This window comes from Trichocoleus sp. DQ-A1, assembly GCF_039961955.1.
In the GTDB taxonomy this organism is placed as follows: domain Bacteria; phylum Cyanobacteriota; class Cyanobacteriia; order Cyanobacteriales; family FACHB-T130; genus FACHB-T130.
In genome coordinates this window covers 103083-128229 of sequence record NZ_JAMPKE010000014.1, presented here as the reverse complement: position 1 = coordinate 128229, position 25147 = coordinate 103083, and the positions used below count along the sequence as shown (strand labels likewise).

Here is a 25147-nt window from a genome sequence, read left to right as displayed (position 1 = left end):
TTCAAGAAGCCTTGAGTGTTGTCAACAGACATTGATTATCTACCGAGAGATTAAAGACCGTTAAAGTGAAGGGTCAGCATTGGGTAATTGGCGAAATGTTTACGCTTCCCTGGGCAACTCGGCCAAGGCGATTGAGTACCATCAGCAGTCGTTGACCATCGCCCGTAAAGTTCATGACTGCCAAAAATGGAGACCCAAACATGATTAAACTCCCTGGAATTAAAGTTTTAGCCCAAATTTACGAAAGTGCCAATTCCCTGGTCTACCGAGGAATTAGAGAACAAGATAACCAACCGCTGATCCTGAAAGTCCTCAAAGAAGACTATCCTACCCCTGCCGAACTTGTCCGTTACCAGCAGGAATATGAAATTACTCGCAGCTTTGAACTAGGGGGAGTTGTGAAGGCTCACGAGCTACGAAGACATAACAACACACTGGTAATGCTATTAGAGGATTTCGGTGGGCAATCTTTAGAAAGATTACTAGAAAAAAGACAGTTTACCTTATTAGAATTTCTCCAAAACGCCATTCAGATCGCTGAAACTCTGGGAAGAATTCATCAGTCAAACATTATCCATAAAGATATTAACCTGTCCAATATTGTTTTAAACCCTCAAACCGGAGAATTAAAAATTATTGACTTTGGCTTGTCCACAGTCTTGTCCAGGGAAAACACTGCCTTAAAAAGCCCTAATGTTTTAGAAGGAACGTTAGCTTATATTTCTCCCGAACAAACAGGCAGGATGAATCGAGCAATCGATTACCGCACTGATTTTTACTCGCTCGGAGTTACCTTTTATAAAATATTGACAAACCAATTGCCTTTTGATGCTATCGATGCAATGGAGTTGGTTCATTGTCATATTGCTAAACAACCCATCCCACCCCATATAATTAATCCCGAAATTCCTCTGGTCGTTTCAGAACTCGTGATGAAACTCCTGGCGAAAACAGCCGAGGAACGATACCAAAATGCTCTAGGCATTAGAGATGATTTGGTGATATGTCTAAGGCAACTAGAAACAGATGGGAAAATTGAAGATTTTGTTTTAGGTGAACAGGATATTTCTAATAAATTTCAAATCCCGCAAAAGCTCTATGGTAGGTCAACTCAAATTGAAACGTTACTCGCAGCTTTTGAGCGAATCACTCATGGTACTAGCCAACTTATGCTCGTTGCTGGATATTCCGGGATTGGTAAATCAGTATTAGTTCAAGAAATCTATAAACCAATTACTGAACGACGCGGTTATTACATTTCTGGTAAATTTGACCAGTTCCAGCGAAATATTCCTTACAGTGCTATCGTCAGTGCATTTCGAGAATTAGTTCGACAACTGCTAACTGAAACGTCTGAACAACTGCACCTATGGCGTGACAAACTCGTATCAGCATTAGGAGTAAACGGACAAATTATTATTGATGTTATCCCCGAAATCGAACTGATTATTGGCAAGCAACCAGCCGTCCTAGAGCTAGCAGCAAGTGAATCCCAAAATCGGTTTAACTTAGTCTTTCAAAACTTCATTCACGTCTTTTGTCAACAACAGCATCCCTTAGTTATCTTTCTAGATGACTTACAGTGGGCAGATATCGCTACTCTGAAATTAATGCAGCTAATGATGACCGATGTAGATACTTCGTATCTACTGCTGATTGGGGCATATCGGGATAATGAAGTTAGTGCAGCCCATCCCTTAAAAATAACCTTATCAGACATTCAAAAATCTGGAGCAACTGTAAATTCTATCTTGCTCTCGCCGTTAGATTTAACTTGTATCAATCAATTAATTGCTGATACGCTTAAGTGCGACGCTGAAAGGGCAAAGCCATTAGCCGAATTAGTGCTTGCCAAAACTCAGGGTAATCCGTTTTTCCTAAAAGAGTTTCTCCAGTCGCTTTATACAGAAAACCTATTAGATTTCGATTTTATCAGTAGCAGTTGGCAGTGGAATTTAGATCAAATTCAAGCACGAGGTATTACTGATAATGTCGTTGAGTTGATGACTCAAAAAATTCAAAAACTACCAGAACTGACGCAAGAAGTATTAAAAACGGCTGCTTGTATCGGTAACCAGTTTGATTTAAAAACTCTCTCAAGTGTAGGTGAAAAGCCGCAAAAAGAAACGGCTTCCGAGCTCTGGTCAGCCGTGCGAGAAGGTCTAATTGTTCCAGTGGGAGATGATTACAAATTTCTGCAAACAGACCGAAATGGGGATGAATTCAAGGTAGCTTACAGGTTTGTTCACGATCGCATCCAACAAGCCGCCTATTCTCTCATTCCCTCACACCGCAAGCAAGCCTACCATCTGCAAATCGGTAAACTGCTGCTGAATAGTACCCCACCCCGGCAGCAAGAGGAAAAAATCTTTGATATTGTCAATCAATTGAATTTCGGCAGCAACCTGCTCGAAAACCAGCAGAAACGAGATGAATTGGCAAAGTTAAACCTAATAGCTGGCAAGAAAGCAAAAGCCTCAGCCGCTTATCAACCCGCCCTTACCTACCTAACAGTCGGCTTAGATTTGTTGAACCCTTCTGAGTCCTCCCTTAGCAAGGGGAGCCAGTGCGTTGCGGGGGTCTCCCCCGTTGTAGCAACTGGCGTGGGAAGTGAAGGCGGGTCAAGTTGGCAGACGCAGTACGATACTACACTTGCTCTGTATGTAGAAGCCGCAGAAGCCGCCTATTTGTGCGGTCAATTCGATGAAATGGAGAGATTAGTTCCAGTCGTGCTGCAACAGGGCAAAGGACTACTGGATAAGGTGAAAGTTTATGAAGTTAAAATCTCTGCTTATCTAACGCAGAACAAGCCATTAGAAGCAGTCGATACTGGACTAACAGTTCTGAAGCTGTTGGGAGTAAGTTTGCCTAAAAAGCCCAGTAACTTAGATGTCTTACTCGGTTTGATGGGGACAAAGTTAGCCTTGCTAGGGAAACGAATTGAGGACTTAATCAACTTACCGGAAATGACTGCTCCTGAGCAGTTGGCAGCAATTCGTATTCTAGCGATTATAAGTTCTGCTTCCTATATAGCTGCCCCTAACCTATTACCGCTGGTTATTTTTAAAGGTATCAATATATCGGTCAAATACGGTAATGCTTCCTTCTCGGCAATGATGTATGCAGCTTATGGGTTGATTCTTTGCGGAGTATTAGAAGACATTGAATCAGGCTATAAATTCGGCAACCTAGCTTTAAGTCTATTAGAGCGGCTCAATGCTAGGAAAGTAAAAGCGAGAACAGTCGCTATTGTTAATTACTTTATTAGGCATTGGAAGGAGCATGGAAGGCAGACATTACAGCCTTTACTGCTCGCCTATTCGAGCGGACTAGAAACAGGAGATTTAGAATATGGGACATATTCCCTATTATGGAACTCCTACTATTCCTATTGCATGGGGCAGGAGTTAGCTGTTGTTGAGCGGGAGGCAGCCAAATACAGTGATACTATCCAAAAATTAAAGCAAGAGCGAAACTTTCATTACCTTAATCTAAATCGGCAGAGGGTTCTGAATTTGATGGGGCAATCGAAAAATCCCTGCCGTTTAATTGGTGCTGTTTATGACGAATCGAAAAGACTGCCCCTTGATCTTGAGGCGAATGATCAAACCCTACTTTTTCATACATATCTTGAAAAACTGACACTCTGTTACCTATTTGGAGAGTATGAGGAAGCGTTAGACAATGCGGCACTAGCGGAAAAATATATAGATAGTGCAGCCGGGATGTTGACGACTACGTTATTTTACTTTTACGATTCGCTTGCAAGAGTGGTCGTGTCTTCTTCTCCCTCAAAATTTCAGCAAAAACGCCTTTCTCGAAAGGTACAATCTAACCAGAAAAAACTTAAAAAATGGGCGCATCATGCCCCAATGAATCATTTACATAAATTTTATCTTGTAGAAGCAGAACGGCACCGAGTTCAAGGGTCAGAAGTTGTGGCAATGGACTATTACAAAAAAGCTATTGCTCTTGCTAAAGAACATGAATACATCAATGAAGAAGCACTAGCGCACGAACTCGCCGCTAAGTTTTATCTCGCTTTAGATCAAGATAAAATCGCGCAAGTCTATATGCAAGATGCCCGTTATTGCTATCTCCGCTGGGGTGCAACAGCTAAAGTTAACGATTTAGATACGCGCTATCCTCACTTATTACAAAGAAAGCCCTCGAACAGGGGAACACTTAGCACTAAGCTATCTACGCCGCCTACCACAACAGGAAGTAGCACTTCCTCTGAACTGGATTTGATCGCAATCATGAAAGCTTCGCAAACTCTATCTGAAGAAATTCTGCTAGATAAATTACTGGCAAAATTGATGCGGATTATTATTGAGAATGCCGGAGCGCAAACGGGCTTTTTGATTCTGGAAAAGAAGGGAAAATTGCTAATTGAAGCTGAAGGATCTGCGGATAAACATGGCGTGACTGTGTTGCAGTCCATCCCCGTCCAGTCTATATGGGAACCTGAGGATAAAGTTCTAATGTCTCACACAATTGTTAACTATGTGGCTCGCACGCAGGAAAGTGTAGTCTTAAATGATGCTGCTAATGACCCTAAATTTGCTCATTCTCCCTATATCAAAGTACATAAGCCTAAATCAATCTTGTGCTTCCCTCTCCAACATCAAGGTAAACTGGCAGGAATTATCTATTTAGAAAATAATCTAACCACAGAGGCTTTTACTCCCGATCGCGTAGAACTCTTAAATCTGCTTTCCTCTCAGGCAGCAATTTCCATTGAAAATGCCCGCCTCTACAATAATCTCACCGAACTCAACCAAGCTTTTGAGCGCTTTGTCCCCCGTCAATTCCTCCAATTCTTGAATAAAGAAAGTATTATTGATGTTAAAGTAGGCGACCAAGTTCAACAGGAAATGTCGGTACTATTTTCCGATATTCGCGAATTCACAACTTTATCGGAAAGTATGAACCCTCAAGACAATTTCACATTTATTAATTCCTATTTGTCTCACATGGAGCCAGCCATTATTGAAAACCAAGGATTTATTGATAAATATATTGGCGATGCAATTATGGCTCTATTTAGTGGCGAGGCAGATAATGCAGTGAAAGCAGGAATTGATATGCTGCGTCGTCTTACCGAATATAATCAACATCGCACCGCTTCTGGACACGTGCCGATTCAGATTGGCATTGGCATCAATACAGGTTCTTTAATACTCGGTACGGTTGGGGGAAAAAACCGGATGGATAGCACGGTAATTAGCGATGCAGTGAATTTAGCCTCGCGGATAGAAAGCTTGACTAAAAAATATGGGATTTCGCTGTTAATTAGTCACAAAACTTTCCAGTCTTTGCCAGATTCTAACCAGTATGCTATCCGTCTTATCGATCGCGTAAAAGTTAAGGGAAAATCAAAAGCGGTATCGATTTTTGAAGTTTTCGATGCCGATCCGCCTGAGACTTATGAGGGCAAGGTAGCCACGAGAACGCTATTTGAAGAAGCTTTGATACTCTACCATTGGCAAAAGCTTAGAGATGCTGAACAATTATTTGCTGAGTGCCTGCGCCGCAATCCTACAGATAAAGCAGCTCAAATTTATCAACAGCGCTGCACTCAACCCGATTAGGACTAGGCAAAAATAGAAGGTTGGTGCAACCTAGGGCAACTCTGAGTTGGAATTATTGATATGTATAGGTTTCAGCCTTTGTCTCTTTACTGATGAATGATACCCGTTTTCACCGCTTGTTATCGCTCTTTTGTCACTCTCGCCTGAGCGAAAGCTGAAACCCTTACACCAAGCTAGGTTTAGCATTTGAGCCTATGACATGAGTTTCTATCAGGCAAGCGATCGCTAGATTGTCCATTGAGTAGGGCTTTCATCCATTGGCTACTATTTTTATTTTCCTGGAGTGACACAAGAGCGATATATTAGAGCGATCGCTCTGTTCGGCTTTTGTTATGGAGGATTGACGCTGAATCTTGCGATCGCAGTGGGCATTATTCACACCCTAGAAGAAATTGCGATGACGTTAATCCTTCCTCAGTGGACTGATGATGTATTAAGTATCGTTCATACACTCTCGACTGCACCAATCTTACTGAAGAGAAGGCGATGCTGTGAAAGCCGCCGCTAGTTGATAGCACCTTGTACTATACTATCTGTGGTAAAAACATCCAGCCCATGATACTAGAGGTTGCCATCCTTGATGTTAAGCCCAGTAGGGTTAATGAGTTTGAAGCGGCTTTTAAAACAGCTTCAACCATCATTGCCTCCATGCCAGGGTATATTTCTCATGAACTCCAACGTTGCTTAGAAACCACGAACCGCTATATTCTACTTGTGCGCTGGCAGACGTTAGAAGATCACACCATTGGGTTTCGACAATCGCCAGAGTACCAACAGTGGCGTTCTTTGTTGCATCACTTCTATGACCCGTTCCCAACAGTAGAACACTATGAGGTCGTTGCTTTTCGCTAGCTATCTACCCGACGAATCGGAATTTGAATTTCACTGCGCTTGGCAGATTCGGGGACATAGGGAGCATCGTAGAAGAAGCGGCGAGGTGAACCGACGACAGTCCATTCTGGGTGCTGCGCTAACCACTCCCGTAAGCGCTCTATGTTCTTTTGGTAGCTGGAGTAATCGTAACTGCCTTTTAGCCCAAGGCTGACGACTGTCATGGGTGCGATATCTTCTACCTGAATGTTTTGTGCAATCTCAGACGGGTAGATGTCAGTGCTTCGGTAGAGGAATGAAACAAGTGCTTCACCCCGTTCATTGGATGCGCCCATCTCACTGGCTTCTAGGGTGTTAACTGGATAACGGGTTTCTACCGGAGCCGTCATGGAGATATTGTTAGAGCTGATGTGGCGATAGAGAGGGTCAAAAGCTCTATTAGCTGCCATTGAGAGTTCTCCTGAATAGCGAACTGTGGCAGAACGGTATGCGGGATATTGTTTGACTTCAATTTGCCCTTCTGGTGTTGGAGGTGGAAATCCTTCTGGCAAGGGAGCGGCGGTAGCACTGTAGGCGAAAAATGCGATCGCAACTACTACCAGGATTCCTACGGGGAATAATATGTTCTCTAGCTTCACAGGGAACCTCAGAAATTCATCCTATTCTCAGTCTGGCAGTTTTTCATGCGAGCAGGGTTTCACCTTCCTTGCACAGCGCAATCATGCGATCGCAATTTCCCCCCCACACAGTACCTATCTTACCTTTACCCATCAGCTCCGAACCTAAGGAATAGCGTGTCTATAACACGATCGTCCAAATCAATTAGCTTCAGCCATGCTAGCGTCAAGCATTTGCCACGTCATCTCCTGACCTGCCCGTAAGGGCACGAGTCCAGATTCAGTAAAGGGAACTTCATCGGGAACGCGCCAGGTCGTTCTGGTCAAGGTAATCTGTTCGGTATTGCGCGGGAGTTGATAAAAATCTGACCCATAGAAACTGGCGAAAGCTTCAAGTTTATCGAGTGCATCAACGCTCTCAAAAGCTTCTGCATATAACTCCATCGCGTGCAGAGCCGAATAGCAACCCGCACAGCCACAAGAACTTTCTTTGCCATTGCGGGGATGGGGGGCGCTATCGGTGCCAAGAAAAAACTTAGGATTACCAGAGGTTGCTGCTTGCAAAAGCGCCAAGCGATGCTCCTCGCGTTTCAGAATTGGCAGGCAATAGAAATGGGGGCGAATGCCACCTTGGAATAGAATATTGCGGTTAAATAATAGATGTTGTGGCGTAATCGTTGCAGCGATATTGTTGGCAGACAGGACATACTGCACAGCATCTGAGGTGGTAACGTGCTCAAGCACCACGCGCAGGTTGGGAAATCGCTGCTTGAGAGGGATCAAATGTCGCTCGATAAATACCTTCTCACGATCAAACATATCGACACTTTGATCGGTCACTTCCCCGTGCAGTAGTAAAGGCATGTCTACCTGCTGCATCGCTTCAAAGACGCGATCGCACTGACGAATGTCCGTCACCCCGAAGTCTGAATTGGTCGTTGCACCCGCTGGGTAATATTTGACCGCTTTGACAAACTGGGATTCTTTAGCCCGGATAATTTCTTCGGGGCTGGTGTTGTCGGTGAGGTAGAGCGTCATCAGTGGCTCAAACTGTTTGCCAGCCGGAATCGCCGCAAGGATGCGATCGCGATAGGCCGCAGCATCCGCTACCGAGCGTACTGGGGGCTTCAAGTTCGGCATGATGATAGCGCGGGCAAACTGACGCACCGTATGGGGCAGAACCGCTTTCAGCGCTGCACCGTCACGTAGATGTAGATGCCAGTCGTCGGGTCGGGCGATCGTAAGCTTTTGCATCTTTCAATTATAAAACTGCGAGTGCTTTAGCAAGGAAGACACAAGCTAACAACGCCCAGGCACACTGCCTACCAACAGATAATCGGTTTGATGCAGAGGTTACTTGCGGCAGGTGATGGTCACTGCTAGCCTACTTTTATACCCCACGCTAGAGCAGTAAGCCTTTACCTTCCTTTCGTAGCTATGAGCAACGACGCGATCGCACTTTATGAACCAATCAACCTTCTGAAGCAGGTTGACGAAGATATTTGGATCGTAGATGGTTCCATCGTGCAGATGGCAATGTATGGAGCAAAGGTGCCCTTCCCAACCCGAATGACGATTGTGCGACTGAGCACTGGTGACCTATGGTGCCATTCACCAACAGAATTGACTCCAGAACTGAAAGCTCAAATTGACTCCCTCGGTTCACTGCGCCACCTCATTTCGCCCAACAAAATCCATTACGCCTATATCAGTGCTTGGGCTAGCGCCTATCCAGAAGCTGTAGCATGGGCATCTCCAGGTGTTCGCGATCGTGCCGCGCAGCAGAAAATTGCAGTAGATTTTGATGCTGACTTGGAAGATGAAGCACCACGTGAGTGGGTAGCAGACCTAGACCAATTAATCTTTCGTGGCGGTCGATTTATGGAAGAAGTCGTCTTTTTCCACCGCAAGAGTGCCACTCTCATCCTTGCCGATCTCATCGAAAACTTTGAACTAAATAAAGTAAGTCAGCAGTTGCATTGGCTACTTAAATTAGGGGGTGTTGCCGATCCGGATGGAAAACTCCCATTGGATTTGCGAATGACATTTCTCGGGAAAAAGGAACAGGCACGTAGCTGCTTACAGCGAATACTTCAGTGGAACCCTGAAAAAGTTATCCTATCCCACGGTCGTTGGTATGAGAATAACGGTACTGCTGAGTTACGGCGTGCTTTTCGCTGGCTTGAATAACGTTTAGACGACAGCAAGCTAACACTTTAATGAAGCGGATAGTGTAAAGGCTCTCATGCTTAGTTTCACTTGTATCTACCGTCGCTCACTTTTGCCGTTAGCCAGCAAGCATTTAGGGTGTTATTGGACTAAATTGTCTAACTGAACGTATTGTAAAGGGCCAGGTTAAGCATTTCTAAAAGCATTTAATATCGCTTGCATTACTTTTCCTGAGCCTCTTGCTTAAAGCTTATTGTCCTTCAATTTATTGGGTTGCCTAAAACGATTTTTACTAGCAATACGCAGGAGCCGCAAGAATTTTGGACATTCAAAATGGTTAGGCGCAGTGCAGGCTGCCGCATGGCGGAGACCATCGCGCATTGCGGTCAGTTCTTTAATTTTTTTGTCTAACTCATCTGCCTTCGCTAAGAGCAGCGTTCTATTGATTTCAGGGACTTCAGGCGTAAACATTTCACGAATCTCATCGAGTGAGAAACCGGCGCTACGCCCCAAGGAAATCAAAGCGAGCCGTTCTATGACACTGGCATCAAAGAGCCTCCGTAAGCCATTTCTGCCGTTCGACTGGATCAGTCCTTTTTCCTCATAAAATCGTAGCGTTGAGGTCGGTAATCCAGAAGCCTTTGAGACCTCAGTGATATCCATGATTTTCTTGGTGCAACGACTGCTTGACTTCAAGTCAACTTGAAGTTGTATCGTATATTCAAACACAAATAAGCACAAGGCTGACGGAATTCAGTTTGTGGCAAGTGATGGATACCTTGAGCAATGAAGGCGTTGATATGGAAGCAAGTTTTTGGCAGCAAAAATGGGAAGCGGGAGATATTGGTTTTCACCAAAGTGAGGCAAACCCATTCCTCGTCGAACATTTTGAAAAATTAAATGTGGCGAAGGGCGGTTGTGTATTTCTACCGTTGTGTGGCAAGACGCGCGATCTTGCATGGTTGCTTAATTGTGGTCATCGAGTGGTTGGTGCAGAGTTAAGCGAACTCGCAATTAACGAATTGTTTAACGACCTGGGAGTCAAGCCAAAAATCTCCAGAGTTGGTAAATTAACCCACTACTCCGCCAAGGATATCGACATCTTTGTTGGCGATATTTTTGATGTGTCTGCTGAAGTTCTTGGGCCGGTTGACGCGGTATATGACCGCGCAGCGTTGGTTGCAATGCCTGAAAATAGGCGTCATCAATATACGTCACACTTGATGGAAATCACCCACGCGGCACCGCAGTTGCTGATTTCTTACGAATACAATCAACAACTCATGGATGGCCCTCCGTTCTCAGTCGGTGAAGCAGAAGTAAAACACCATTATGCGTCTGCTTATCAATTGAACTCTGTTGAAAGCAGGGAAATCACTGGTGGATTAAAGGGAAAAGTTGCAGCAATTGAGAGGATTTGGTTGCTCAAAAGATTCTAAAAAGTTAGGTTGATATGCTGAGTATTGAATGGATGTTGTTGTACATCTTGTTGGGTTTCTTTGTCGGTTTTATGGCAGGCTTACTGGGGGTTGGTGGCGGTGGAATACTCGTTCCCCTGCTAGTATCCATTTTTAGTAACCAGGGTATCAGTGCAGATAACGTCGTTCATTTGGCGTTAGGAACAACATTGGCTTGCACGATCATTTCTTCAATCGCAAGTATTCGCGCCCATGCTGCTCAGGGAACTGTATTGTGGAAGGTGGTTTACGGGATGGCACCCGGCATTGTGGTGGGTGCCTTTCTGATTACCCGCATCGCCGCCAAGGTCAACTCAGCTTACATCGCTATATTCTTTGCGCTGTTTATGGCTCTGGTCGCGGGTCAGATGTTTCTAAATTGGCAACCAAAAGCTAGCCGAAAGCCAGCTAAGTTACGTGGCTTATTGCTAGCGGGAACAGGCATTGGATCGATATCCGCTCTTGCTGCGGTGGGGGGTGGTTTTTTAACAATCACTTACCTCAGCTACCAGAATATGGAGATGAAAAAGGCGATTGGTACTTCATCTGCAATTGGATTTCCCATTGCGATCGCAGGTACTGTTGGGTACATGATGAGTGGCTGGTCTCAAACGTTGAGCCTTCCCTATACGATTGGCTTTATCTATGTGCCAGCTTTTTTGGTAATCGCGATCGCAAGTTCGATTGCGGCTCCCTATGGTGCTCGCTACTCTCATCGTTTACCTGAGACTCATTTGAAGAAGATATTCGCCGTTCTCTCGCTCATTCTGAGTATAAAGATGCTTTTCTCAGTTGTTTAGTGTTGACCTAAAAGTGTGTTCCTAATTAGTGGGCAGATGCTGTGACCGCCAGTAGGATGGGGACAGAGTGACCTGTTCATCGCTCCACCTAGCTCTAGACGCTGATGCATACCTACACGCTGTCGGGCACTGATTTGAGAGTTTCGCGAGTTGCCTATGGCTGCATGAATATTGGCGGCACTTGGGATGATACACCGCTTTCTACAGATGTGAGGGAAAGTGCATATCGGGTCATTAAGGCAGCTCTAGAAACGGACATTACCCTGTTTGACCATGCAGATATTTACACGCGGGGCAAGTCAGAGCAGGTGTTTGGTGATGTGCTCAAAGCCTCACCAGGTTTGCGTGAGCAAATTGTGCTTCAGTCGAAGTGCGGTATTCGTTTCGCGGGAGATCCTCAGCCAAGCGACCCCCAGCGCTACGACTTTAGCTATGAGCACATCGTCGCGTCAGTGGAAGGCAGTTTGCAAAGACTGCAAACCGACTACCTCGATATTCTGCTGCTGCATCGCCCTGATCCGCTGGTAGAAACCGAGGAAGTCGCGCGAGCCTTTGATGCGTTGCAGACATCGGGCAAGGTGCGCCACTTCGGGGTCAGTAATCATACAGCGGGGCAGATTGAGCTATTGCAAAAGAGCGTGGGGCAACCGCTGCTGATCAATCAGGTGGAGCTAAGCTTGCTGCACTCGTATTTGATTGATGAGGGCATTGTTGCAAACATGTCTGGCATCAGCTCGGCCTTGGCAACCGGAACGCTGGACTACTGCCGCAATCACAATATCTTGATACAGGCCTGGGCACCGCTAGCAGGGGGCAAGCTTTTCAAACCCAACGCAGAAGCCGATCCGGCGTTGAGCAAGACGGCTCAGCTCGTGAGTCAGTTGGCTGAAGCAAAGCAGACAAGTCGTGAGGCCATTGTTCTCGCTTGGCTATTGCGCCATCCTGCGGGCATTCAACCGATTGTGGGGGCAACTAAGCCAGAACGGATTGCAGCGTGCGCTTTAGCCGATGAAGTCGCTTTGACGCGGGAAGAGTGGTACTCGTTGTTTACAGCAGCGAGGGGTGGGCGGGTTCCCTAAACAGGGGTGGGGCCGATGCTCTCGATGGAAGTTGCGATCGCACGCTGAGCAGCGGAGCACTCCTTATGCTGCATGTCCGCCCTCTATTATGCAATGCCTATCTTCGCGACGACGGCGAGGCATAGGCGACCTTCTAATATTTGAGTTAATTTTGACCGCTTCACAAAATAATTTACAGTCTCAGGTGCCGCTTACTCAGTATTAGCACAACTCTCAGTATTATTTCAAATTGTAAGGATTTTTACTAAGTTTAGATAGTTTGTAGGCAGCTTAATTAAGCTGAAACATAACTGTTAACTTAAAACTATAAATGTTTGACTTTCATTCTCCTACAAAACAAGGCTCTCAGAGTCAAAAATCCTTATCTTCTCAAGCTAAAACGAAAAAATCACTTGCTCGTCGAACACTTATTCAAATTGCGTTTAGTGTTACGGCTGTTATTGTTGGCTCAACAGCGATTAGCTACTTTCAGATTGTTTCTACTCTCAAGTCGCAGACGTTAGACCAACTCAAGAGTCATGTAATAGAGCGAGGTCAACGAGAACAAAGTATCTTTTTAATGGCAGAAGATAACCATGCCATCTTTAAGGAGGAGTGGCTACGACGCTTGGAAAATACTGATAGCGAAGGCGTGAAAGCTCGCTTCGATCAGCTATTTGTGCGTTTTCCCGATGGGGCAACCCGCAATCGCCCCAACTTGTTCGATGGCAAACGGCAAGCAGGCGTGTTCATTGATAAGCCAGTTCTAATCAATGATGACATTCGCCGTCGCGTAGTAACGTCCTACGATTTAATCAATGCCTATGGTCCACCCTGGCATAATCGCTTTCCGGATCTCTACCTGAATATGCCAGAGAATATTGCTGTTATTTACTGGCCTGATTATCCAACATGGGCACAGGATGCCCCCGTTGGCTTTGACTTATCTAAGGAGGAATATGTGTGGGTTGGTGACCAGAAGCACAATCCAGCCAGAGAAACGGTTTGGTCGGGGGCTCAAATCGATGGGGTTGCTAAAATCTGGATTCTTTCTTGTGTAACGCCTATCTACTCTAATGACAGAATCATCGGTACTCTTGGACAGGATGTATTACTGAATGATTTATTTAAGCGAACGATCGAGGAGCACATTGAAGGCGGTTATAACCTAATTTTTCGAAAAGATGGTCGCCTGATTGCTCATCCGCAATTGATGGAGCAAATTCAGCAACAAAAAGGTGAGTTTAAAATTCTTGAATCAGGAGACACTCAGCTAAAACGTATTTTTGAGGCGGTCACAAATAAAGCAACCGATCAAGTCGTCATCGATAATCCGAACGAGAGCAATTACTTAGCTGTCACTACGCTACAGGGACCTGATTGGTACTTTGTTACCGTTTTACCCAAAGCAATTTTGGCTGAAAAAGCGATCTCGCTAGCTCGCTTTACGTTGTTTCTAGGCTTTGGCTCCCTCATGATTGTTGTAGCAATTGTGTTTTGGGTTTTACGTCGGCGCATTGCAACTCCTTTAGAAGAAATCACTGTTGCAACGAATCGAATTGCCAATGGAGAGTTTCAGGTGGTTCTTGATGACAGCAGCCAAGATGAGTTAGGTCGGTTAGCACAGGCATTCAACACAATGATCCGAGAGGTCGCCGCTAAAACGACAGAATTGGAGGCTAAAACGACAGAATTGGAGGCTAAAACGACAGAATTACAGAGAAACCTGGAGCAGCAGGCTATTTCGGTCAATCAGACGACTGCCACAATGGATGAGTTAAATACCTCTTCTCGGCAAGCGGCTGAACAAGCTGAAGCGGCTGCAACTGGAGCGCGCCAAGTTCTCATATTGATTGATGATCGTGAGCAAAAGAACGGTTCTGGAACTGCTTCTAGCTTAAAAGCGAAGGTCGAACAAATTGGAGAACAAATCTTACACTTTAGAGATCAAACGACTCAAATCAATGCGATTTCTAACTTAGTCAGTGATTTAGCTAACCAAACGAACATGTTGGCACTCAATGCGGCGGTCGAAGCAGTTCGGGCAGGCGAAAATGGTAGGGGCTTTGCTGTTGTGGCTGCTGAGATTCGAAAACTAGCGGATAGAAGCCGCAAATCGGCTGAACAGATTAGTGAACTGGTAGCCAGTATTCAAAAAGCGACGAAAGCTACTGTGGCAGTATCCGATGAAGGTCGTAAAACCGTGGAAGAGATCGTAGATGCAGTCAATACGATTACAGTGAATAGTCAGCAAATCTCTCTAACGGCTAAACAACAGTCGAGCGGAATTCAGCAAGTTGTCAGTGCGATGAATGCTTTGAGTCAAGCTGCAAACCGTGGATAGTCCCAATTAATCCCAATGGAGTGAGCATTTCCAGGCCAGTATTGAATCTGGTGAAGCTTTAGGGAGAACTCCGGTTGGAGAAGTTACTGTGGCGTATTTGCAGGTGAATAGCCCTGCTCAAGTAGTAGCACGACAACTATGGATTCGTTTGGGTTTGTTCCATAACTACGCGGTACAACAACGCCCATGCACCCGCCGAACATCAAAATTGATTAGTTGGAATCACAAAGTTATCTGTATCGGCTCAACTGTACCGTTATGCTGCTGAGTCTTCGGTAAAGAGGCAACCAAAGGGCTATCTGTCGATGTTCAGGATTGAATTATTTTGAGGTTTCGGTAGGGCGGCAGGTGAAGGGTATCTGCGGAGCGGTTTAGGCTTTATTGTGGTGCTCAGACCCTTTACCAACTTGATAGTGATAGGAGGACATCAACGTGACTGATGAACAACATTCCCTGCTGAAAGCATCAGACATCAATTCAATGGATGCGTTTGAGTTTCATCATCCGCTTAACCCCAATTCAGAAATTTATTTACGCTTCCTTGGGCGTGCTGTTGGTCTTAAACGCATTGGTGTAACGATTGCTCGTGTACCATCAGGCAAGGAATCCTTCATTTTCCACGCTCACCAAAATGAAGAAGAATGGGTTTACATTTTGTCGGGTCGAGGTATTGCGGAAATTGGAGATGTGGAGTATGAAGTCGAACCAGGAGACTTCATGGGCTTTGGGCTACCTCAACAGCCCCATCATCTTCGTAATCCATTCGATGAAGACCTTGTATATCTGATAGGTGGAGAAGCAGGACGCTTAGATGTTGGCGTTTTTCCTCGGCTTGGTAAACGAGTGATTAGGGATGATGAGTCCGCCTACATAGTTGATGAGTCAGCGCTTCAACTTTTTTGGAGCAGCAAGCAATCTACTGAGGATTGATATCTGTTGGAGCGATCGCGGCATAACAACCCTAGTGCAGCGGCCACTTGTGGAGTTAAATAAAGTGTTGGCAACCGCTGACCAAGAGCGTTAGGCTGAAATTTGTTCTAAGTACAGCTAGGGTTCATAGAAAAGACTTGAGGGATCACAAAATGCAAAGCCAGAATATAGATTTAATCCGAACCCTCTTTCAAAGCCGCTTAGCGACTCTTGAGCATCTCTTGAAGTCAGCTCAGACTCATTTTTGTGATGACGAGTCGTTTCTTCAAAAGCGCATTGCAGCTGATATGTTTCCCTTCGGTACACAGATTGCTTTCACCTGCAATCAACCACGCAACTTTGCTCTCTGGTGTGATGGCAAACCTGCGAATAATCTAGATCCAGACGTCATAGCTCTCACACAGGCATACGAACACATAGCAAACACTAAGGAACTTCTTTTGGGTGTTAACGCTGAAGATGCAAAGCTAGCTGAGGTGACGCGCATTAACTTGAGTCAGGACCTCTACGTCGAGTTATCTGGTAATGCCTACGTGAATGAATTTTTAATTCCAAACTTTTACTTCCATATGGTCACAGCTTACGATATTCTTCGCATGACTGGTGTACCAATTGGAAAACGAGATTACATGCTGCACTTGGTGCCATTAATCAGAAAGAATGAGGCCTAACTATTTAAATGCAGCGGACGGTCAAGAGTCACTCGCTCTAAATTCGGGATTATTGCCGCCGCTGATTTGAGCTGTTATGCTTCGGAACCAGCAGCGACGTACATCAAGAGGTTAAATCTACTCTGTATGCAACTCCACGCAATGCTGTGAACAGCCGTTGTGTATTCGATTTTCTGGGTGCTTTAGGTTATGCTAACGCTCGTACAATTGGGCACCAACAAGAACCCAATTGCAGATTTTTAAGCAGCTTTGGCATCAGGGCCTAAAACTGAGAGCGGCACTTCAACTTGACTTGAAACGCCGCTCTCATTTTCGTCTGTGGCTTTTACCCACGTTTAAAATTGCCGCATATTAGCGTAGCCTCGACCTCTGATCAGCTGATGATCGGTTGAATTTACGCTTAGAAACCCCTAGCAGAGCTTTTCGCTAAGACTGTGCGAAGGTCATAGCGATCGCGGTTCATCACCTTGTCCCACGCCGCCACAAAGTCATTGACAAACTTCTGCTGCGAGTCCACACATCCATAGACTTCCGCCAGGGCGCGGAGCTGAGAGTTTGAGCCGAAGATGAGGTCAACACGGGTAGCAGTCCACTTCAGGTCGCCTGTTTTGCGATCGCTCCCCTCGAACTCATACTCATCTTCAGAGGTCGCCTTCCACGTCGTACCCAGGTCGAGCAGGTTCACGAAGAAATCATTGGTCAGCGTTTCTGGGCGATGGGTGAAGACGCCGTGTTTAGACCCTCCAAAGTTTGCACCCAGGACGCGCAAGCCGCCCAAGAGAGCCGTCATCTGAGGGGCTGACAGGGACAGCAATTGCGCCCGATCCACCAGCAGCTCTTCGAGCGATTCGCTGTGTTTGCCGCTCGTGTAGTTGCGGAACCCGTCCGCCGTCGGCTCAAGTGGAGCGAAGGATTCTACATCCGTTTTCTCTTGCGATGCATCCGTGCGTCCCGGTGTAAAGGGAACCGTCACGTCGTGACCAGCGTTCTTCGCTGCTTGCTCAATGCCCGCGCAGCCGCCCAGAACGATCAAGTCAGCGATCGAAACCCGCTTCCCGCCAGACTGCGAGCTGTTGAACTCCTGTTGGATTCCCTCTAGGGTTTGCAGCACCGTTGCCAACTGGGCTGGCTGGTTGACTTCCCAATCCTTCTGCGGCGCAAGACGAATGCGCGCCCCATTCGCGCCACCGCGCATATCGGAGCAGCGGAAGGTCACTGCCGACGCCCAAGCGGTCGAAACCAGTTGGGAGACAGACAGCCCCGAAGCTAAAATCTTGGCTTTGAGAGCGGCGATGTCTTGCTCATCAATCAACTCATGGTCAACTGCGGGGATGGGATCTTGCCACAGGAACTCTTCCTGAGGAACCTCTGAACCGAGATAGCGCGATCGCGGTCCCATGTCGCGGTGGGTCAGCTTGAACCACGCCTTGGCGAACTGCTCTGCGAACTCATCCGGGTTATCGTGGTAGCGCTTCGCAATCTGGTTGTAGATGGGGTCCATCTTCATGGACATGTCCGCCGTGGTCATCATGGGGGCGTGCCGTTTTGACGGGTCGTGTGCGTCGGGCACCGTACCCGCACCAGCATCGCCCTTGGGCTTCCATTGCCACGCGCCAGCGGGACTCTTCGTCAGCTCCCAGTCATATTTGAACAGGGTTTCAAGATAGCTGTTGTCCCACTGCGTCGGCGTGGGGGTCCATGCGCCTTCGATACCGCTGGTGATCGCATCGACACCGACACCCGTGTTGAAGGCGTTCTTCCAGCCGAGGCCCTGATCGATAATGGTGGCACCCCCAGGATCGGCACCTACGTGCGTCGCCTCGCCCGCACCGTGACATTTGCCAAAGGTATGTCCACCAGCGGTGAGCGCGACCGTTTCTGCATCGTTCATCGCCATCCGAGCAAAGGTCTCGCGAATATCGCGCCCTGAGCCGATCGGATCGGGTTCGCCGTCTGGTCCTTCCGGGTTGACGTAGATTAGGCCCATCTGAACAGCGCCGAGGGGATTCAGGAGGACGCGATCGCCTTCGTAACGCTCATTGCCGAGCCAAGCTTTCTCAGAACCCCAGTAGATGTCTTCTTCTGGCTGCCAGACATCCACGCGCCCACCAGCAAAGCCTAACGTTTTGAAGCCCATCGATTCCAAGGCGCAATTGCCTGCGAAGATCATCAGGTCAGCCCACGAAATTTTCTTGCCGTATTTCTGCTTGATGGGCCAAAGCAACATGCGCGCCTTGTCGAGGTTGGCATTGTCAGGCCAACTGTTGAGCGGCTCAAACCGCTGGCTACCCGAACCCGCGCCGCCGCGACCGTCGCCAATCCGATATGTGCCGGCGCTGTGCCAAGCCATCCGGATGAAGAGCGGCCCATAATGACCGTAGTCGGCTGGCCACCAGTCCTGGGAGGTGGTCATCAGCTCGTAGATATCTGCCCTCAAGGCAGCTAAGTCAAGACTCTTGAATTCTTCAGCGTAGTTGAATTCCTCACCCATAGGATTGGCTTGGGGGGTGTGCTGGTGGAGGATGCTCAGATTCAAATAATTCGGCCACCAGTCTCGGTTCGACGGCATATGACGAGGCTGAGATTTCTGACCGCCGCCCGTAAATGGGCATCCGCTTCCGCTGCTCATACTATTTTCCTATCAAGATGTGTGGGTCGATTTTTTGATGTATTGCGGGTATTGCCAACAAATAGCACATAGTAATTACTGGAATAATCGATGAACAAATAATTGAAGAGAAATATAATCAACGTTATGATTTGAAACAATGAATTTGTGATTTGCAACAATTAGTTAATTACCAAATGATTTGAAACAATGAATTTGTGATTTGCAACAATTAGTTAATTACCAATAAACCAAGAGTGCGATAGCGTTAGCGAAGCGGGGTGTAGTCCAGCGCTGCTGCATTCGCCCTACAGCCCTCCCTTGCATCCTACAGCAGGCGTCACCGAAGCGTCGCGCAGATCGCAACTCTATTAGGTTTGTTAAGTTACTACCACAGCGTACTCATTGCGATCGCACTGATTGTTCATTATGGAATTGGATCAAACTTTGCCGTAGGTTGAGTTTCCTTCTGTCAACCCAACCTACGGCAAGGGGCGATCGCACTAGACGGACAAGAGTGTCAGTTATGATGCAAGTATTGCCTGCCACAGAGGAATATCTACCGTTACGATTAGTTGACGCCTAGATAAAGTGGAGCTAAGCGCTATGAAAGATACTGCCCAGATTACGGGTTTTCATGCTCATATCTACTTCGATACTTCCAGTCGTGATGCGGCGGCGCGTGTACGTGAAGGATTGGGCGCGTCTTTTGAAGTGCAACTCGGACGTTGGCATGACAAGCCCATTGGTCCACACCCAAAGGCGATGTATCAAGTTGCATTCTTACCAGAGCAATTTGGCAAGGTTGTCCCCTGGTTGATGCTCAATCGTGAGGGATTGGATATTCTCGTCCACCCCTCAACAGGCGATGATGTGGGAGACCACACCGATCGTTCTCTGTGGTTGGGAGAGAAGCTAGAGCTGAATATCGAGATCCTAAGGGCGATTGGAATCAGCTAATAATTAGACAGCTAGTGGCGATCGCAGTTGTCTATCTCCTCTAATAAGGGTGTTATGAGGCGATCGCACTCCCATTCACAAAGTGAAGGCTAGCCGCATTTTCACACCTCTCGCCCAGTTCGGTACCTAAACTGAGAGCGATCGCTCAGCATCTGATCGTGTACCAGAAGTTGGTTTCCGTAGGCAATTAGCTTGCTTCATTTGTGAGTTGTGACGGTACACTAAGCTATCTATTTTGTCTTCGAGCGACAGTAACTCCTCATAATATTCCTGGGTTTCATCCGGTCAATAATTGATTCTTTGCAACGTGCGATCGCTTCTACTAAAAAGGTACGCAGCTCAGCCGTTCGTAACAAACTTTCAAAAAATAGCTGTAGTGCCAGTAAATCTGGGAATACTTATATAGATTACCGAAAGGTACTAGGGAACCTGAAATTCATCCAAAATTAGGAGTTCCGCTCCCTCACCTAAAACTATTTGTCATCGCAGCAAGGAAACTTCCATCAAGATGAGTAAAATTACGCTTTCAGAGCGCGTGCGCTACGGGTTCGATAATTTCATGGCTAGAGGTACTGTTGCTCTGATTGGCGGATTAGCCTTGACCTCTCTAGCCTTTATCTTTTTAATGGGATTCTTGGTCAGCATCACCGGAGTTGCGCCGGAAGGAAGCGATCGCCTTCATCCTCTAGAAGCGATTTGGAGCGTTTTCATGCGGACTCTAGACTCAGGCGCAATGGGCGGCGATACAGGCTGGCTATTTCGGTTTGCGATGCTCTTTGTGACCTTTGGCGGTATCTTCATCATCAGTACCCTAATCGGCATTCTCAGTAGCGGCATCGATACGAAGCTAGAAGACTTACGGAAAGGACGTTCCCGTGTCGTTGAAACCGATCACATTGTAATTTTGGGTTGGTCGCTGCAAGTATTTACCCTCATCTCAGAACTCACCCTTGCTAATGCCAATCGACCCGGTACTTGCATTGTCATTCTCAGTGAAGAGGACAAAGTACAGATGGAAGATACCCTTTCTAATATCTTGGGTAAACGTTCCAAAATTCGCTTAGTTTGTCGCACGGGTAGTCCCAGCAATATTACTGACTTAGGGATGGTGAATGTCCAAACGGCACGCTCAATCGTGATTATAAGCTCATCCAATGCCCATGCTGATATTCAACTCGTTAAAACGCTGTTGGCGATTACCAGTATTCCACGCGGCGTACCCCAGCCTTATCACATCGTTGCTCAAGTTCAAGACCCCAAGAGTTCCGACGTTGTTAGTCTAATCGGACGCAACGACATAGAGGTTTTACTGACTAACGATCTCATCTCGCGGATCGTCGTGCAAACCTGTCGTCAATCAGGCTTATCAACGGTTTACATGGAGCTACTTGATTTTAGTGGGAATGAAATTTATATCAAAGCAGAACCAACTTTACAAGGAAAAACCTACGGCGATGCGCTTTTAGCCTACAACGATTCTGCGGTACTGGGAATTAAACACGCTGATGGGACGATCCAGCTTAATCCACCGATCGACAGGTCGTTACAACCCAACGAACAACTTGTTTTGATTAGCGAAGATGACAGTACCATTCATCTATCTCAACTATCTAATATCCCTATCGATCGTCAAGCGATTCAAGTTAAAGAGAAAAATGCGATCGCCGCCGCAGAAAACACCTTAATTTTGGGATGGAATGACCGCGTTTCTACCATTATTCAACTACTCGATCGTTACGTTGCTCCCGGCTCCACCGTTACAGTCGTTGCTGAGTTTCCAGAGGCTGAGGTCGTATCAACTGAATCGCTCAACTTACAACAACAGACTGTGCGGTATTCTCAGGGAAATCCTACCGAGCGTCAGGTATTAGAAAGCCTCGACTTAACTAAATACAACCATGTTCTCGTACTCTGCAATACTGACTTAGAACCAGAGCAAGCGGATGCTCAAATCTTGATTACATTGCTTTATCTGCGGGATATTGCCGATCGCTATAAGTGCAATTTTCAGGTTGTCACGGAAATTTTAGATTTGCGAAATCAAGCCTTGGCACAAGTAGCTCGCCCGGATGATTTTGTCATCAGCGAGCAAATTGTTAGTCGGCTGCTGGCTCAAGTTTCCGAACAGAAAAGCCTCAATGCTGTGTTTGCCGATCTCTTTAGTCCTGAAGGCTCAGAAATTTATCTTAAGCCTGTCGGTGAGTATGTTGCGCTCGATCATCCCGTTAATTTTTACACAGTTGTTGAAGCCGCCAAGCAACGTGGTGAATCGGCAATTGGCTATCGTTGCAAAGCGGATGCTAATAATTCAGGTAGAGCTTATGGGGTGACGATCAATCCCAAAAAAGATCGACTGATTACGTTTGCCCCGCAAGATACGATCGTTCTATTAGCGGAAAACTAAATTTTAGTTTCAATCTTTTTGTATTGATGTACGCGATCGCGATTGACTTTCTCAAAGATTCCGACCCTATCCTGGGACGACTCATTGACCAAATTGGTGCGTGTCAACTGAACCAGTACGAACTGGAGGGAGACTTGTTCTTTTGCCTATCCCGGTCAATTCTCCACCAACAGCTTTCCACTAAGGTGGCTAAAGTCATCCACCAAAGGTTTCTCCAGCTTTACCCAGACACTCTGTTTCCTTCAGCGCAAGATGTCCTCGACACGCCAGATGAAGTCCTTCGCGGCGTGGGGATTTCGCGCCCTAAAATCTCTTACATCAAAGATTTGGCACGTCACGCGCTTGATGGATTGCCCACGCTTGAGGAGTTGGAAGTCATGGATGATGAGGCGATTATCAAGAGTTTAACGCGGGTCAAAGGCGTCGGACGATGGACTGTGCAGATGCTCCTGATTTTCCGTCTCAAGCGGTGGGATGTTTTGCCTGTGGATGACTTGGGTGTACGTGCAGGTATTCGGAAACTCTACGATCTTGAGGCACTTCCCGATCCCAAGACTACAGAAAGTTTTGGAGAAAAGTGGAAGCCTTATTGCAGTATCGCTTCGTGGTACTTGTGGCGCAGTTTGGAACTAAAGCCAGTTTGATGACTTGGGTGTACGTGCAGGTATTCGGAAACTCTACAATCTTGAGGCACTTCCTGACCGCAAGACTACAGAACGTTTCGGACAAAAGTGGAAGCCTTATTGCAGTATTGCCTCATGGTATTTGTGGCGTAGTTTGGAACTAAAGCCAGTTTGAGGACTGCTGCGAAAAGGGGGGGAGATGTTTCCGACAGATCCCGACTTCTTTGTTGAAACCCTGATGCGCTGGATAAATTTGATTCAGAAGTCGGGGATCTTGGTTGATTGCTTCATGCCTCTCGTAGGCTAAGGGGCATACAATAAGGGTCAAACCTACTACAGGTTCGCGTCATTACAGATCGTGAGCCAGATTTGCTTCTATAGAGTTTAGATTGAAGGATAAGGGCAATCTGATATCTTTGAAAAGCAAGGAGAGCTTTGCAATGGCTATTTGGCGTCTTTATATAACTGGTCTTCAAGTTCTATGTACTGACAATGATGGATGGCCAGTTACGCAGGTTGTCAATTTAACTACAGATATCCAGGAGAACAACATTATTCGGCTTTATAGAACTGCACCAAGACGTGCTAAGGAGCAACTCCCTGATCTTTGCGATCTCGTTGTAAATCGTATTGAGCGGATAGACAAACAAACAGAAAAGGATTATGGATATCCTGAGTATGATCACATTGAACCTACTTACGAACTAAATTCGGATCAAATAAAATTTTTACAAGACTTAAAGAATGATATTTTAACGAAGCTTCTAAGAGATAGCGAACTAAAGAGTGTCGTTAACAGCTTTATGTCCTTTAGAGAAAAAATAACATTTATTTCTGAGGATATGGCATATATTCGTCACTACGATACAATAGTGCCTCATGAAGAAGCCATGAATATTGTCTCGGCACTTGAAAAATTTTACTCAAGAATAACTTCAACAGAACTTGAAATTTTAACACTAGAAAAAATCAAGCTGGCCCACAAGGAGATAAGTCTTGTTGGAATTTACAAATCGAATAGGATTTTGGATGTTAACAGTTTAATAGAGAAAAGAAATGTATATATTAAATCTAACTCTAATACAATAGGTAGCCTAGAAGTTAGCGAGGAGAAATTAAAGAATTTTCTCCAACTAAATCAGGAGACTGGTTTCGATTTGTTGTCTAAGCTTCTTAATTGGGCTATTCAATCTGAAGATGCTCCACAATTTATTGAAAGAATTGGAAATCTTGATATAGAAAAGCTACAAAAACTTAACGCCTCAATTGAAATAAGCAGTCTAAAAAATGTTTTGTCTGTTTGGGAAAATAATAAACAAAATTCCGAGGAAGAATTTTGGCAGTCTTACTTATCTGAAAATTCATTTGCCTTTTCACAAATTTTTTCTATTCCCATCATTGTCCTTAAAGACAAAGCCTATGTCGGGGGGAAAGGCATAGAAAATATTGGTGGAGGCATTCTAGATTATCTATATACCAACAAAATCACTAAAAATTTAGTATGTATTGAAATAAAAAATCCTCAAACCAAACTTTTAGCCTCTGAATATAGATCTGGCGTTTATAGTATATCCAAGGAAATATCTGGTGCCATTATCCAAGTTGCAAACTACAGAGACTCTCTCACCAAAGAATATTATGCACTTGTTAGAAAATCGAAACATGATTTTGAAGCCTTTAACCCACCCTGTATGGTGGTAGCAGGAAATATAGAAAAAGAACTTATAGATCCTGATAAAAGAAAATCATTCGAGTTATTCCGGAATGGGCTTAAAGATATTGAAATAATTACTTTTGACGAACTATTTACTAAGGTAAAAATGCTGATAGATCTTCTGGAGGGTAATACTCTGGGCTAACCCTTTAGAAGAGAGGCCATATCCGTGCGATCACCTTTGGTACGTTGTGCGCTCGCTTATACTAAAATTCAAACACCAGCATAGGTTGGAGTACCCCCATGTCCTTGGAAGAACTCCAAAAGCAGGTTCGCCAGTTGTCCGTGAGCGATCGCGTAACTTGGTTTTAGCTGTATGTAGGCTTTGGTGCAATCGCAATCTGCAATTGTTAACCGATCGCTCATC

General features: G+C 45.8%; 19 protein-coding genes. 14 read left to right on the top strand and 5 right to left on the bottom strand.

Features of this window, described 5'->3' with window-relative positions; all coding sequences use genetic code 11:
- The first annotated feature begins 200 nt into the window (after positions 1–200).
- The 3 genes from NDI33_RS15565 (at position 201) to NDI33_RS15555 (ending at position 6446) form a co-directional block, all read left to right on the top strand.
- Positions 201–5594, top strand: coding sequence for an AAA family ATPase (locus tag NDI33_RS15565; protein ID WP_190673203.1), 5394 nt, complete (start codon positions 201–203; stop codon positions 5592–5594).
- A 283-nt stretch (positions 5595–5877) separates the two neighbouring features.
- Positions 5878–6102: a hypothetical protein gene (locus NDI33_RS15560; protein WP_190673200.1), complete on the top strand. Its 225-nt coding sequence runs from the start codon at positions 5878–5880 to the stop codon at positions 6100–6102.
- Between the two features lie 47 nt (positions 6103–6149).
- On the top strand, positions 6150–6446 hold the full coding sequence (locus NDI33_RS15555; RefSeq protein WP_190673198.1) for an antibiotic biosynthesis monooxygenase: 297 nt from the start codon (positions 6150–6152) through the stop codon (positions 6444–6446).
- Here NDI33_RS15555 and NDI33_RS15550 read toward each other — a convergent pair.
- Together NDI33_RS15550 and pyrC are read right to left on the bottom strand one after the other, a co-directional pair.
- A complete protein-coding gene (locus NDI33_RS15550) occupies positions 6443–7063 on the bottom strand; it encodes a heme-binding protein (protein ID WP_190673196.1) in 621 nt (206 codons plus the stop codon). The two genes, NDI33_RS15555 and NDI33_RS15550, sit on opposite strands and share 4 nt — an antisense overlap.
- Before the next feature lie 180 nt (positions 7064–7243).
- The gene (gene pyrC / locus NDI33_RS15545; protein ID WP_190673194.1) at positions 7244–8296 is read right to left on the bottom strand and encodes a dihydroorotase; all 1053 of its coding nucleotides are present in this window, start codon (positions 8294–8296) and stop codon (positions 7244–7246) included.
- 183 nt (positions 8297–8479) lie between these two features.
- Between pyrC and NDI33_RS15540 the strand changes: the two genes are divergently transcribed.
- On the top strand, positions 8480–9232 hold the full coding sequence (locus NDI33_RS15540; RefSeq protein WP_190673192.1) for a DUF4336 domain-containing protein: 753 nt from the start codon (positions 8480–8482) through the stop codon (positions 9230–9232).
- 222 nt (positions 9233–9454) lie between these two features.
- Here NDI33_RS15540 and NDI33_RS15535 read toward each other — a convergent pair whose 3' ends face one another.
- The gene (locus NDI33_RS15535) at positions 9455–9874 is read right to left on the bottom strand and encodes a helix-turn-helix domain-containing protein (protein ID WP_190673190.1); all 420 of its coding nucleotides are present in this window, start codon (positions 9872–9874) and stop codon (positions 9455–9457) included.
- Positions 9875–10011: 137 nt separating this feature from the next.
- Here NDI33_RS15535 and tmpT point away from each other — a divergent pair, with 137 nt between their 5' ends.
- The 6 genes from tmpT to NDI33_RS15505 all read left to right on the top strand — a co-directional run bounded on the left by tmpT (position 10012) and on the right by NDI33_RS15505 (position 16471).
- The gene (gene tmpT / locus NDI33_RS15530; RefSeq protein WP_190673262.1) at positions 10012–10650 is read left to right on the top strand and encodes a thiopurine S-methyltransferase; all 639 of its coding nucleotides are present in this window, start codon (positions 10012–10014) and stop codon (positions 10648–10650) included.
- A 14-nt stretch (positions 10651–10664) separates the two neighbouring features.
- Positions 10665–11468 (top strand): sulfite exporter TauE/SafE family protein, encoded by an 804-nt coding sequence (locus tag NDI33_RS15525; RefSeq protein WP_190673188.1) that lies wholly within the window; start codon positions 10665–10667, stop codon positions 11466–11468.
- Positions 11469–11572: 104 nt separating this feature from the next.
- On the top strand, positions 11573–12547 hold the full coding sequence (locus tag NDI33_RS15520; protein ID WP_190673185.1) for an aldo/keto reductase: 975 nt from the start codon (positions 11573–11575) through the stop codon (positions 12545–12547).
- A 310-nt stretch (positions 12548–12857) separates the two neighbouring features.
- The gene (locus NDI33_RS15515; RefSeq protein WP_190673183.1) at positions 12858–14870 is read left to right on the top strand and encodes a methyl-accepting chemotaxis protein; all 2013 of its coding nucleotides are present in this window, start codon (positions 12858–12860) and stop codon (positions 14868–14870) included.
- Positions 14871–15302: 432 nt separating this feature from the next.
- Positions 15303–15800: a cupin domain-containing protein gene (locus NDI33_RS15510; RefSeq protein WP_190673181.1), complete on the top strand. Its 498-nt coding sequence runs from the start codon at positions 15303–15305 to the stop codon at positions 15798–15800.
- Between the two features lie 152 nt (positions 15801–15952).
- On the top strand, positions 15953–16471 hold the full coding sequence (locus NDI33_RS15505; protein ID WP_190434252.1) for a DUF1993 domain-containing protein: 519 nt from the start codon (positions 15953–15955) through the stop codon (positions 16469–16471).
- Between the two features lie 400 nt (positions 16472–16871).
- Here the strand turns inward: NDI33_RS15505 and katG are convergent, their stop codons facing one another.
- Positions 16872–19100 carry a catalase/peroxidase HPI gene (gene katG, locus NDI33_RS15500; RefSeq protein ID WP_190673180.1) on the bottom strand — a complete coding sequence of 743 codons (2229 nt, stop codon included), beginning with the start codon at positions 19098–19100 and terminating at the stop codon, positions 16872–16874.
- Positions 19101–19685: 585 nt separating this feature from the next.
- Here katG and NDI33_RS15495 point away from each other — a divergent pair.
- The 4 genes from NDI33_RS15495 to NDI33_RS15480 all read left to right on the top strand — a co-directional run bounded on the left by NDI33_RS15495 (position 19686) and on the right by NDI33_RS15480 (position 24925).
- Positions 19686–20039 carry a DOPA 4,5-dioxygenase family protein gene (locus NDI33_RS15495; RefSeq protein WP_190426645.1) on the top strand — a complete coding sequence of 118 codons (354 nt, stop codon included), beginning with the start codon at positions 19686–19688 and terminating at the stop codon, positions 20037–20039.
- Positions 20040–20547: 508 nt separating this feature from the next.
- A complete protein-coding gene (locus NDI33_RS15490) occupies positions 20548–22443 on the top strand; it encodes a potassium transporter TrkA (protein WP_190673178.1) in 1896 nt (631 codons plus the stop codon).
- A gap of 23 nt (positions 22444–22466) precedes the next feature.
- Positions 22467–23087 carry a DNA-3-methyladenine glycosylase gene (locus tag NDI33_RS15485; RefSeq protein ID WP_190673176.1) on the top strand — a complete coding sequence of 207 codons (621 nt, stop codon included), beginning with the start codon at positions 22467–22469 and terminating at the stop codon, positions 23085–23087.
- A gap of 419 nt (positions 23088–23506) precedes the next feature.
- A complete protein-coding gene (locus tag NDI33_RS15480) occupies positions 23507–24925 on the top strand; it encodes a Shedu immune nuclease family protein (RefSeq protein WP_190673173.1) in 1419 nt (472 codons plus the stop codon).
- 68 nt (positions 24926–24993) lie between these two features.
- Here the strand turns inward: NDI33_RS15480 and NDI33_RS15475 are convergent, their stop codons facing one another.
- Entirely contained in the window at positions 24994–25146 is a 153-nt protein-coding gene (locus NDI33_RS15475) for a hypothetical protein (protein WP_190673170.1), read from the bottom strand.
- Position 25147: the final 1 nt, after the last annotated feature.

Bases quoted from the DNA above. Each gene is read 5' to 3' on its own strand.
- NDI33_RS15565 (WP_190673203.1), top strand. From the start codon at position 201: ATGATTAAACTCCCTGGAATTAAAGTTTTAGCCCAAATTTACGAAAGT.
- NDI33_RS15555 (WP_190673198.1), top strand. From the start codon at position 6,150: ATGATACTAGAGGTTGCCATCCTTGATGTTAAGCCCAGTAGGGTTAAT.
- pyrC (WP_190673194.1), bottom strand. From the start codon at position 8,296: ATGCAAAAGCTTACGATCGCCCGACCCGACGACTGGCATCTACATCTA.
- NDI33_RS15540 (WP_190673192.1), top strand. From the start codon at position 8,480: ATGAGCAACGACGCGATCGCACTTTATGAACCAATCAACCTTCTGAAG.
- NDI33_RS15535 (WP_190673190.1), bottom strand. From the start codon at position 9,874: ATGGATATCACTGAGGTCTCAAAGGCTTCTGGATTACCGACCTCAACG.
- tmpT (WP_190673262.1), top strand. From the start codon at position 10,012: ATGGAAGCAAGTTTTTGGCAGCAAAAATGGGAAGCGGGAGATATTGGT.
- NDI33_RS15525 (WP_190673188.1), top strand. From the start codon at position 10,665: ATGCTGAGTATTGAATGGATGTTGTTGTACATCTTGTTGGGTTTCTTT.
- NDI33_RS15520 (WP_190673185.1), top strand. From the start codon at position 11,573: ATGCATACCTACACGCTGTCGGGCACTGATTTGAGAGTTTCGCGAGTT.
- NDI33_RS15515 (WP_190673183.1), top strand. From the start codon at position 12,858: ATGTTTGACTTTCATTCTCCTACAAAACAAGGCTCTCAGAGTCAAAAA.
- NDI33_RS15505 (WP_190434252.1), top strand. From the start codon at position 15,953: ATGCAAAGCCAGAATATAGATTTAATCCGAACCCTCTTTCAAAGCCGC.
- katG (WP_190673180.1), bottom strand. From the start codon at position 19,100: ATGAGCAGCGGAAGCGGATGCCCATTTACGGGCGGCGGTCAGAAATCT.
- NDI33_RS15495 (WP_190426645.1), top strand. From the start codon at position 19,686: ATGAAAGATACTGCCCAGATTACGGGTTTTCATGCTCATATCTACTTC.
- NDI33_RS15490 (WP_190673178.1), top strand. From the start codon at position 20,548: ATGAGTAAAATTACGCTTTCAGAGCGCGTGCGCTACGGGTTCGATAAT.
- NDI33_RS15480 (WP_190673173.1), top strand. From the start codon at position 23,507: ATGGCTATTTGGCGTCTTTATATAACTGGTCTTCAAGTTCTATGTACT.
- NDI33_RS15475 (WP_190673170.1), bottom strand. From the start codon at position 25,146: ATGAGCGATCGGTTAACAATTGCAGATTGCGATTGCACCAAAGCCTAC.